This is a genomic window from Serratia sp. DD3, assembly GCF_000496755.2.
Map to the genome: position 1 here is coordinate 104,371 of NZ_AYKS02000112.1, position 11,356 is coordinate 115,726.

Here is an 11,356-nt window from a genome sequence, read left to right on the forward strand (position 1 = left end):
AGTAAGGAGAATCAATGAATTATCAAATAGCACCACTGTGGTTCTACTCAGGAAAGATTTTTTTGCTGGTGGTCTTGGCTATTGGTTTGGCCTTTTTTGGTATCAATGCCCCGATATTTTATTTTCTATTGGTAGGATTGGTTATCCCTGTGGGTATTTCTGTTCGCTTACACCAATTGAAAGAAAAAAGTTTGGTGGTGATCCCCAAAGAACTGTCTCAATGGACGGTCTATGTGCAGGGCATCCCGGTACAGGAAAACCGCAGTGTCTTGACTAACCCCTGTTTTGCTATTCAAACACACCTGCAAGCATTTTTCTTTCGGGCTTTTATGCTTAAAGGGCTAATTCAGGCTGCCACATTGTTGATGTTGATTGTGCAACTTTTCCACACCACTAATCCGTGGGTATTACCCATCGGCCTATTTGTTGCGGTGTGGCTGGTGCTTAAGTGTATTGAGACAGGAAAAATATTGGTCGCTGTGGCACGCCAAACATGGTCACTGGAAGAAGTAACCAGCGAGACCGGCACCAGTTGGTATCGTGCGGGGTTCAGCAAACAAGAGCAACCGACCACTGCATTAGAGAGATTGTTAGCGCTCTAGTTTTTTAGGCGGGCAGCCACCTGAAGGCGGTTGCCCGATGTGAAAAACACTAACTATTGGCAGGCAACTAAATTTGCCATCTGCTCTGCATCAGGCAAACCGAGGATTTGCTGTAGCACATTATCTTTATTCAGATAATAGATTGCTGGCGTTCCACTAGCCCCTAACTGCTCCATAATTTGCTGATTAGCCTGAATTTGTTTGAAGACCTCCGGGGGCGTACTTTTCAGTGTCGGCATTATTTTGCCGTTCGAACTCTCTAAATCGCTCCAGGTTTTTTGTGGATTATCTGACGCAAGCACCGCAGCCGCATATTGACCACTCTCTGGGCGAATAACGCCCACCAGCAGCGTGGTGGTTTTAATCTTATTCTCTTTCAGATGAGGCTGTATCTGTTGCCAGAATTTTTTGCAGTAGGGACAAAAAACGTCGGAAAAGACCACTGCATGGCAGAGAGCCCCTTCATTACCTTCTTTAATGCCTGGCATATTCACTAGTCGTTGCCACATTTCACGACCAGCGGGGATATAAATTTCTTGATTGATAATTTTCTCACTGAGATTATTACCTTTATCATCATAAAGATAACCAGCAATAACATGCTTTTTATCTGGCGTAAGATACAAGGTCACCCCCGTATCCTGATGCTTGCCAAGCCAGCCTTCCACTCCACCTGGTGCGGTAAAGGGTTTAATAATCTCAATGCCTTGCTTCTCAATTTGCTTGATCGGTTCTGGCACATTAGTCGTTTGTGCCTGTGTTGTCAGGCTGAGCAACAAGAGCGTGCAGACGAGTAAAGACGTTTTCATTGTGGTCTCTTATTTAATAGTGGTGAGGTGAGTAAACCTGCATTTCTGAGTCCGTGAAGTGAATCCTCTTTATTCAACCTGGGGGATAAAACATCACGTGTGCTGTCGGGCCAAAAATCATAAAGGGGGAAAATAGCCAGAAGCATCAATGATACCAAAGATACCGTACAGCACTTTGGTGTTTTCATCTAAAACGCGTTTAGCATTATTAATGTTATCCATAGTCGCCATTTATCTCGCAGAGGAACCATTTGAATACCTGGATTTACCTTACTGTATACCAACAGATAGTAGTTGATGTGGGTTGAACCGGGTAGAATCAGGTAGAGTTTCGACGCGCCATAATCATCTAATTCGCTGAATTTTAAGCATAATAAATGGTCCCTACAAGGATCTGCATCATGCAATTTGAAGAACTACGCGAAGCCTGCAATACCCACGGAGAACTGACCCAGGCTGACACGTCACGCATACCGAAGGGCGATATTTCCAGCACGATTTGGAACGTGCAGATATCGATACAGCCCAACACTGCCATTATCGCCTGATACAAAACATACCGAGCCTTGCGTTACACCAAAGCCCCCTGATACAGCTACATTAGGCAAACCTAATGTATACTGCGTATTGTGTAACCACATCTATCTAGGGAAAAAAATCTGCCCCTATTGCAAAGGTCACCTCTACACCACTGCGTTGAGGTTGCGGGATCCGAACTGGCTCTTGCAAAAAAATAGTAAGGTAAAATAGTTCCCATCGCGAGCCGAAGTTATAGAGTACCTGGACCATCAGCTATACCATTAACGGTTCGCACTCCAATCCCAGCAGCCCCAATCTCACTTACCGTGACCCAGCCCGAATCTTCTAACTATTTGACTTGAATAATGTATGTTGCTCGGAATACACTCATAAGCCATATTAATATTCAGGACAGGCAGTCGTGATACCTAACAAGGAAGAGCAATACATCGATACGGCTGATTTTCTTGATGCACTTTTATTGGATACTTGGCTGCTCGCGTTGACGATTAGCCATGGTCAATCGGTCACAGTGGATCAGCAACTACACCGCCAGTGTATGGAACGGGTTCAGCAGGTACAAGACAAGCTGACGGCGGCCAACGCACCCGCATCTGTGATTGATGAAATCCGCTTTGCCCATTGTGTTTTCCTCGATGAAACCATCATGAATCAGCCTGATACCGATGTTTCAGTCTGGTTGGAACTCACGCCGTTGCAGGGGCATTTCCTCGGGCATACCAACGGGGGTGACCTGTTCTATCAACATATCGAGGCGTTATTGCAAGCCCCCTCGCCTTCTGTAGCGCTGGTGAGTTGTTATCACCGGATGCTGTTACTCGGTTACAAGGGCAAATATCACACCGAAGACCATCGCGAGCGCATGTCGTTCATTCGGCAACTGGAAAAGTTATTACCGCAAACCACTGGCACTCATGACCCCAACAGCATAGTCATCAGCCGTGGAAAACGTGAAATCCCGTTATGGCGCTCCCCCTGGTTATTGATGACGGCCTTGGTGCTGCTCACTGTCGGCACATGGGCAGGTGCTCGATTGTTTTTACTGACGCAGTAAGCGAAATAAAGGATTAAAACTGATGGGCATAGTGGACTACATCATTGAGAGTGGTAAATACGGCGCATACAACCATTATCAACTCAGGCTGAAAAAACTTAACCGGGAACGCCCGGATATTCAGATTTCGGTGCTCAAATTCAGTGGCACCGAAGCCCTTAGCCAAATCCCGCGTTATGAAATTGAGTTCACCAGTGCCACCGCCGATATTCCTGCCAATCTGCTTATCAACTACTCCGCCGAACTGCTGATGTACCCCGATGGCAAACCGTTTCAGAAACTGACCCCGCGTATTATTCCCGGCATCATCACCCAGTTCCGCCAATGCAACACCTCCGCCGATGAAACCCGCTATGTCGCGGTGCTGGAACACAAAATGGCCCGCATGGCCCAGGGGCGCAACAGTGCGGTGTTCCTCAATGACAGCATCATTAGCATGACGGAAAACACTTTTGGCAATCACCTGATCGACAAACTGGGTTTTGCCTTCAAACTCAACACCCAGTATCCGTTGCACGATTTTTTCATACAGTACCAGGAATCGGATTATACCCATGTGGCCCGCCGCCTGGCGGATGCCGGTGTCACCTTTTATCGCCAGTATGATGAAGAGAGCAATGAAGATGTCATTGTCTTGACTGACCACTCGCGTGGCTGGATCAGCGGGCCTACCATTCCTTATCGCCACCCGGCCGGGTTATTTGATGGCGGGCAGGAGTCAGTGTGGGACATGCAGGTAAACCGCTCGGCGATCCCTAAACAGGTGGGGGTCAACGATGACAACTACCGTGATGCGCAAAGCGATATGAAGGCAGCAGTCACCACCAGTGAGGAGTATCGCGCCTTACGGGCCAGTGACAATCGCTGGGCAGAGCATTACCCAGAGGCGGGGAAAGCCTACCAGGAACAACCCGGCCAAGGGATCTGGTACGCCGATATTCGCAAACAGCGCCACCTCAGTAGATTGATTACCTTTGAAGGCAAGTCCAACTGTATGGCGCTGCGCCCCGGCATGATTATCACCACCCCGGGCAAGGTGTGGCCGGATGCACCGGATGGCTTGCTGGTTGTCTCCACCAGTTGCAAAAATATTGCCCGTGACAGTGCTTATTTTATTACCTTCAATGCCATTCCATGGAGTGCCAACACCACCTGGCGGCCAGAAGAACTCCCCTGGCCCACCGTCAGTGGTAACCTGCCCGCACGGGTTTCCAGTACTGATGAAAACGACATTTACTCGCACATTGATGAGCAAGGGCGCTACCGTATTCGCTTCGACCTGGATCAGGGGGAGTGGCAAAAAGGCTTTGAGAGCTGCTGGGTGCGCCTGGCCAAACCCTATGCCGGGGGGGAATACGGTTTTCACTGGCCGCTGTTAGACGGCACCGGTGTGATGGTGGGGTTTGAAAGTGGTGATATCGACCGCCCCTTCATAGCGCACGTGATGCATGACTCACGCCACGAGGACCATGTCACCCAGCAGAACCACAAACGCAATATCCTGCTGACCCCGGCAAAAAATACGCTGTTGATGGATGACTGGCGGGAGCATGAGTTTATCAAACTCAGCACCCCGCATTCCGGCCTCAGTGAGTTGAACCTCGGCCACTTGGTGGATAAACAGCAAAATCTGCGTGGTGAAGGCAGTGAACTGCGTACCGATGCCCATCTTGCCGTGCGTGGTGCCAAAGGTGTGTTGCTCACCAGTGAGGCCAGCCCCAAAGCGGAAGGCCAGCAACTGGACATGGCAGCTACCATTAAACAGCTTGAAAAAGCACTGGCGCTGGCCAAAACCCTTGAGCAGACGGCACAAACTGCCGATGCATCGCCAGTCAGCACCAGCACGCAGCAAGCGCTGGCCACCGCACTCCATACATTAAAAGAGCCCGGTGTGGTGATGCATGGTGAGGCTGGTATTGCCCAAACCACCCCACAATCACTGCAACAAACTGCGGGGGAAAACCTGATTGCCACTGCCGGTCAAGACGCCAGCTTCAGCGTCTTTCGCCAGTTTTCTGTTGCTGCGGGTCAAATGGTTTCGCTGTTCGCCCACAAACTCGGTCTGAAACTGATTGCTGCCGCTGGCCGGGTGCAGATCCAGGCGCAGAAAGACCAGATGGAACTGACCTCTTTTGCCGATATGCAAATCAGCAGCACCAATGGGCGTATTGTGCTCAATGCCAAAGAAGAGCTGCTACTGATGTGCGGCGGAGCCGGTATCCGTATCAAAAATGGCGTGATTGAAGAGCTTGGCCCGACGCGTATTGTGCAAAAGACACCAAACCTGGTCTATCAAGGGGGGGAAAGTGTGAATCAAGCGATGCCATCGTTTAACAAGGGCGAATTTGTACGTCGTTATATTCTTCATGCCGATGGCGACCCTGAGCAGGTATTGAAAAACCAGGCTTTCCGTATCCATCGGAAGGATGGTTCGGTGCTAGAAGGTGTCACCGATGAGCTCGGGCAGTCACCACTGCTCACCATGAATGAGCTGGAAAAAGTGGCACTTGAGATAATAAGGAAATAACAACATGGCGGTAGCAGGTAAAAAACCCATTCGTACAGAGGGGCGTGTTTCCAGTAATGATATCGGCGTAGCTTGTGAAGCCGGCGATATGGTCAATCAACGTTGCGGCGTTCATCGGCCTATGCCCTGCATTGTTATTCTGGTGCATGGGGTTAACGATGTGGGGGAAGCTTATCAAAATCAGGATGAAGGGATTTGTGCCGGGCTAAATGACCGCTTGGGCCGTTACGATCTCCACCCCCATGAGTGGAAACCCCATGAATTTATGATTTCAGATGTCGATGGCAACATATCGTTCAAGACATGCTCAATATCCGACCAGAACTGTGTGGGTGAGGTTAACCGCTCACCGATTATCCCCTTTTATTGGGGCTATAAGCCGGTGGATCACACCACCTTTACTGCTGACCAAAAACGCTACCGCGATGAACTAATAAAAAAGAAGCAGGATGCTGATTTACCCTATGATACTTACCAGCAAAATGATTCCAAAATAATCAAGAAACACGATAATCAGAATCTGGATAATCTTAATAACTGGCTCGATCCGGCTTTTGCCAAAGGCGGTGGCACCTTTGCCAATGCCACTACCAACATCCCAGATATGTTCGGCCCGGGTGCTAGTGGTGCAGCATTAACTGTCGTGGGAGCCTTCTCCCGCTCCGCAATGAACGGCGGGGACTGGAGCCACCCGATATACAACAACCCGCACCGTATCTACCAGGCTTATGCCGCCCGGCGGCTGGCAGATTTGATTATTGCTATCAGACGCAACGAGCCATCCAAGAGAGATACTATCAATATTGTGGCTCATAGCCAGGGGACCATTATTACCCTACTGGCCAATATGTGGGTTAAAGCCGAGGGGCTGGAGCCTGCTGATTGTGTCATCCTGAATCACTCCCCCTATTCGCTGGAAAGCCGCAAGCTGGAAAACGTTCAGCCGGGTAATCAGCAAACCAGTCAGGCTCGGCAAAAGACTCTGGCAAATTTTTGTAAGTTGATGGCAACCAATGCACTTTATAACGGTGGTAAAGCTCACGATGCGGCTTATATCAAAAAACTGGATGACACCACCTGTCTACACCGGGTTAATCGTTGGGGGGATAGCCGCTACACCCGCAATAACTTTGGTATGGTCTACAACTACTTTTGCCCTAATGACCAGGTGGTTTCCATGTTGCCGGTTCAAGGTATGGGCTGGCATGGGGTGCCGGATAAGGTACGCAGCCAACTAGGGGATAATTTTAATCAGCGGGCTTTCTGTAAAGGGGCCAAAGTGGGTGAACAAACTGGTTACCATTTCGCTATGCCGCCCGCCAGTAAGGACGACCCGGCAATACCACTGCAAGATGCCAAATGGAATTTTAACGATATCACGGTAAATGCCCCGCTACTGCCGGTCTCTTTTACTTTTGTGCTGCAAGGCCAGAACAGCAAGAATAGATATCAGTACGATCTGGCTGATAATGATATCTATATCTCCAAGGCTGCCATGAAAGCAGAACGGTTGATCAGCGAAACGATAGACATCCCCAACTCATCGCAATTTCGTTATCTCAACGACGGGCGACGACTGGACCCTACCCAGATAAAAGAGATAGAAAGCCTATCCCCCAATAATATCGAGGTGATCGATGCCAGAGTGACTGGTGATTATAATAGTCCACTCCAAAAGATAACCCTGCGCCGCCGGATGACTGATGACGAACTAAATGAGGCACTAAAAGTACCATCCTCTTATAGCCAGCACTCATCCATTGTCCGCAGCACTTTTGCACCAAGAATGGCCATGGTTTATGACTTGGCGATTGGTCAAAACAAAGCATTTGAAAATAAAGATTTCTGGGAAAGCTTACTACTGCAAGCAGACTGGCGACGTGGGGATCTAAATCCACTAGAGAAAGTCAAAATTTATTACAAAAAAGGGATATTACCTCCTGAATTCAAGCAACTGATGAACAAACCTGAATTACCACATGGTATTCCAACCGATAAAGAATTTGGAGTAGTCAATGACTACGGCCCCCGTCAGCGTGTTAAGCCGGGTAGCAAACAGGATAGTGAAAATCAAATGGTGGACGTTGTGCAATGGGAACCACCAAAACCGCTGGTTTGAGCAAAAGGAACAGATAAAAATGAAAAATATACTAACCTTGTTGATCGGGCTGGTTGTACTAACAGGTTGTTATGCCGCACCTAGCTCCCCCCCCACTCAAGTGGTGTATCGTTTTGACGATCATCGCTATCTGGAGTTAGTGGGCTTTAACTGTGAAGGGGCACTTTGGTATACCGACACTCAGCGCAATATTCACAGTGAAGTAACTTCTCAATTTTATCGCATTTTCACAAAACGGTATATCCACCCATCAGAACAATATATAGCAGTAACTATGTATGAAGGCTCAGCTTTTTATATTTCGAAAGATTATGGGCAAACTTGGCAAGGTGCTCGCTATACTCCTGGTGGAGGAGCAAGGCGTTATGGAGACACGAACCCTGAAAGTGACGATATCCTTTCCTTCACTGTCGTTAACGACCAAGGATTTATCCAAACTAAATCCGGCAATCTCTATATGAGTTCCAAACCCTTTGATGACCCGCGACTGCAACCGGGTGGTACTGGCATCCCTTACACCTATCGTGACTACGATGGTTCAACACAACATGATCGGCTCATGCCCGGTAGTTCAGGGCTGGATTGGGGAAGGGAATATATCTCTTGGAACGCTGTAGATGGACCTGACCATTGGGACATTGGTGCTCACAATCCCAAATGGCAAAATATCCCCAATAAAGTGCCCGAAGTTAAAAACTATCGTGGTTGGGATCATATGCAGTGCAACCCGGATTTAGGGTTACCGGCATCAGGGTCGAAGTCATGAAAAAGATAGTGACCGCAATGCTTATCACGACACTCAGTGCGCTAACTGCCTGTAGTGCGGTCACGGCCAACCAACCGCCACCAACGCAGGTGGTGTATCGTTTTGACGATCACCGTTATCTGGAGTTAGTGGGCTTTAACTGTGAAGGCGCACTCTGGTATACCGACACTCAGCGCAATATTCACAGTGAAGTTACTTCTCAATTTTACCGTATTTTCACCAAACCCTATCGTCACCCTTCAGAGCGATATCTAGCTGTAACCATGTATGAAGGAGCCGGTTTTTTCGTTTCAAAAGACTATGGACAGACATGGTACTTAGCCAGATATATGCCTGGAGGGGGGGCGAAACGTTATGGGGCTTCAAATCCTGAAAGTGATGACATCCTTTCCTTCACTGTCGTTAACGACCAAGGTTTTATCCAAACCCAATCCGGCGATCTCTATATGAGCTCCAAGCCTTTTGATGACCCGCGTATGATGCCCGGCGGTACAGGCATTGACTATACCTATGAAGGAGAAAAACATCACCTCCGACCAAGATATAATGGTACCGATGATAACAGTTACTGGGGTAAAAATTACACCTCCTGGGCTTCTGTTCAGATGGACTCCGGTTGGTCAACCTTTTCCTATGAAACTAACTGGCAAAATATCCCCAATAAAGTGCCCGAAGTTAAAAACTATCGTGGTTGGGATCATATGCAGTGCAACCCGGATTTAGGGTTACCGGCATCAGGGCAGAAGCAATGAAGAAGATAGTGACCGCAGTGTTTATCACCACACTCAGTGCGTTAACCGCCTGTAGTGCGGTCACGGTCAACCAACCGCCACCAACCCAGGTAGTGTATCGCTTTGACGACCATCGCTATTTGGAGTTGGTGGGCTTTAACTGCGAAGGGGCACTTTGGTATACCGACACTCAGCGCAATATTCACAGTGAAGTTACTTCTCAATTTTACCGTATTTTCACCAAACCCTATCGTCACCCTTCAGAGCGATATCTAGCTGTAACTATGTATGAAGGAGCCGGTTTTTTCGTTTCAAAAGACTATGGACAGACATGGTATTTAGCCAGATATACGCCTGGAGGGGGGGCAAAGCGCTATGGAGATAGGAAACCTTCACCTGACGATATTCTTTCCTTCACCGTCGTTAACGACCAAGGTTTTATCCAAACCAAATCCGGTGACCTCTATATGAGCTCCAAACCCTTTGATGATCCGCGACTGCAACCGGGTGGTACTGGCATCCCTTACACCTATCGTGATTATGATGGTTCCACACAGCATGCTCGCTTAAAGCCAGGTTCCTCTGGGCTGGATTGGGGAAGGGCGTATATCTCTTGGAATGCAGTTAACGACCCTGACCCATGGACGATTTTTGCCTATAAACCTAACTGGCAAAACATCCCGAATAAAGTGCCCGAAGTGAAAAACTATCGCGGTTGGGACCGTATGCAGTGCAACCCGGTTTTAGGGTTACCTGCATCACAACAAGGAAAATAGAGAATGAAAAAATTAATCGGACCACTCATCGTTGCATTGCTATCGGTCATCATAACTGGCTGTGGAATAAAAAGTGCCGGAACCGCCTGCCCACCCTTACAGGGTACTTATAAAGTTGAAGATAATGGATTTATTTACATTAAAAAACAATATGTTGATGAATATGTCGCGGCAATAACTGTTGCTGAAAGTTCCCCTCAAGTCCTAGCGGTGATGATCCCCAAAAAAGAAGACCTAATTAGAGACCAATTACCTGAATGCAGTGTCATTCTCAAAGGTATTGGTCTTCTCGCACCGACGAATAAAGATAAGACCTATAACGTCTCTGATGTATCACAGAATTACTCTAGTGAACGCAAAATTGATACGCCGTTAGTATTAATGGTCATGGCTGGTTTTCAGTCGAACGTCTATGGTGTGGTAAAAGTATCAGATACGTTATCTGAAACAGCCTTATCTGCATTTGAAACCGTGAATGAGTGAGTAAACAAAAAATGGTAACCCTAATATTATCCCTAGGCCAATAACCACTCATTTCAGGAGAGGATCATGCGTGGAGTTATTCGCCTTGGCGATCCCCATTCACACGGTGGTACCGTTGCTACGGCTTCCGGGCCGCTGTTCGATGGCAAGAATGTGATGTTGGTGGGGGATCAGGTCTCCTGCCCACAACATGGTCAGGTTGCCGTGACCGAAGGGCACCCCACCTGGATCATGTCCGGCAAGGCGGTGATTATTGATGGTTGCCAGGCGCAATGTGGCTGTGTCTTGCGCTCCACCTTGCCCAACGCAGGAGTACAGTAACTGATGCAATGGATTTTGCCACAGATGGCGCGTAACGCACCGCCCAAATTCCCCGCCTGGTGGTTATGGCTACTGCTGCCGTTGGTCTGTGTCGCTTTCGCCGGTTTGGTGTTGCTGTTTACCTGGCCGATTGATCGCGGTTTTGCCAATCTACGCTTCTGGTTCTGGCTGCTGGCCGCACCGCTATTGACTGCCGCTGCGCTGGCCCTGTTCTACTTGAGCCATCTGCTGCATCAGTGCCGCGAAATTGCCTGGCGGCATCTGTTCCTTGACCGTAAAAAAGCCCACTGGATGACACAGGGTCGCCGCAGCCTGAAGCTGGCTGCCTGGCATCTGGTCACGCCGCAACCCGAGCTGATGTTGCGTATTCTCGGCCTGAGTGGCACGGTACCGGAGTCCCCTGCCATCACGTTGCGCTTACCGGTTGATAGTACAGACCGGCTCGGGGAGTCCCCCCTGCGCCAGGGGCTGCTGACACTGCTGGAGCCCTTGCAACCGGCCCTGAAAACCTTGCCGGTGGTGGATATCTGGTTATCGGCTGCCGCTCACCCGGAAGAGGCGTGCCACCAGGCTTTAGTGCAAACCTGGCACGCCTTGCTGGGGCGGCCCCTTTCCGCCAACCGCATTC

General features: G+C 48.9%; 12 protein-coding genes and 1 pseudogene. 12 read left to right on the top strand and 1 reads right to left on the bottom strand.

What is annotated here, in order from left to right:
- Positions 1-14: 14 nt before the first annotated feature.
- A complete protein-coding gene (locus IO95_RS21145; RefSeq protein ID WP_023490296.1) occupies positions 15-602 on the top strand; it encodes a hypothetical protein in 588 nt (195 codons plus the stop codon).
- A gap of 53 nt (positions 603-655) precedes the next feature.
- Here IO95_RS21145 and dsbG read toward each other — a convergent pair whose 3' ends face one another.
- On the bottom strand, positions 656-1,411 hold the full coding sequence (dsbG, locus tag IO95_RS21150) for a thiol:disulfide interchange protein DsbG (protein ID WP_023490297.1): 756 nt from the start codon (positions 1,409-1,411) through the stop codon (positions 656-658).
- Between the two features lie 401 nt (positions 1,412-1,812).
- Here dsbG and IO95_RS25715 point away from each other — a divergent pair, with 401 nt between their 5' ends.
- The 11 genes and pseudogenes from IO95_RS25715 to IO95_RS21200 form a co-directional block, all read left to right on the top strand.
- Positions 1,813-1,959 (top strand): hypothetical protein, encoded by a 147-nt coding sequence (locus IO95_RS25715; RefSeq protein ID WP_160165632.1) that lies wholly within the window; start codon positions 1,813-1,815, stop codon positions 1,957-1,959.
- Positions 1,943-2,161: a putative zinc ribbon protein gene (locus IO95_RS26560; RefSeq protein WP_369794397.1), complete on the top strand. Its 219-nt coding sequence runs from the start codon at positions 1,943-1,945 to the stop codon at positions 2,159-2,161. Before IO95_RS25715 ends, IO95_RS26560 begins: the two co-directional genes overlap by 17 nt.
- A 190-nt stretch (positions 2,162-2,351) precedes the next feature.
- Positions 2,352-3,005 (top strand): DotU/TssL family secretion system protein, encoded by a 654-nt coding sequence (locus IO95_RS21160; RefSeq protein WP_023492312.1) that lies wholly within the window; start codon positions 2,352-2,354, stop codon positions 3,003-3,005.
- 22 nt (positions 3,006-3,027) lie between these two features.
- On the top strand, positions 3,028-5,532 hold the full coding sequence (locus tag IO95_RS21165) for a type VI secretion system Vgr family protein (protein ID WP_023492313.1): 2,505 nt from the start codon (positions 3,028-3,030) through the stop codon (positions 5,530-5,532).
- Positions 5,533-5,536: 4 nt separating this feature from the next.
- Positions 5,537-7,651: a DUF3274 domain-containing protein gene (locus IO95_RS21170; RefSeq protein ID WP_023492314.1), complete on the top strand. Its 2,115-nt coding sequence runs from the start codon at positions 5,537-5,539 to the stop codon at positions 7,649-7,651.
- A gap of 19 nt (positions 7,652-7,670) precedes the next feature.
- On the top strand, positions 7,671-8,417 hold the full coding sequence (locus IO95_RS21175) for a hypothetical protein (RefSeq protein WP_037387065.1): 747 nt from the start codon (positions 7,671-7,673) through the stop codon (positions 8,415-8,417).
- A complete protein-coding gene (locus IO95_RS21180) occupies positions 8,414-9,169 on the top strand; it encodes a hypothetical protein (protein WP_037387067.1) in 756 nt (251 codons plus the stop codon). The genes IO95_RS21175 and IO95_RS21180 overlap by 4 nt, the downstream gene beginning before the upstream one ends.
- Entirely contained in the window at positions 9,166-9,924 is a 759-nt protein-coding gene (locus IO95_RS21185) for a hypothetical protein (protein ID WP_037387070.1), read from the top strand. The genes IO95_RS21180 and IO95_RS21185 overlap by 4 nt, the downstream gene beginning before the upstream one ends.
- Positions 9,925-9,927: 3 nt before the next feature.
- The gene (locus IO95_RS21190; RefSeq protein ID WP_037387073.1) at positions 9,928-10,407 is read left to right on the top strand and encodes a hypothetical protein; all 480 of its coding nucleotides are present in this window, start codon (positions 9,928-9,930) and stop codon (positions 10,405-10,407) included.
- Between the two features lie 66 nt (positions 10,408-10,473).
- A complete protein-coding gene (locus IO95_RS21195; RefSeq protein ID WP_023492886.1) occupies positions 10,474-10,728 on the top strand; it encodes a PAAR domain-containing protein in 255 nt (84 codons plus the stop codon).
- Between the two features lie 3 nt (positions 10,729-10,731).
- Positions 10,732-11,356, top strand: a pseudogene (locus tag IO95_RS21200) (hypothetical protein); the annotation flags it as partial.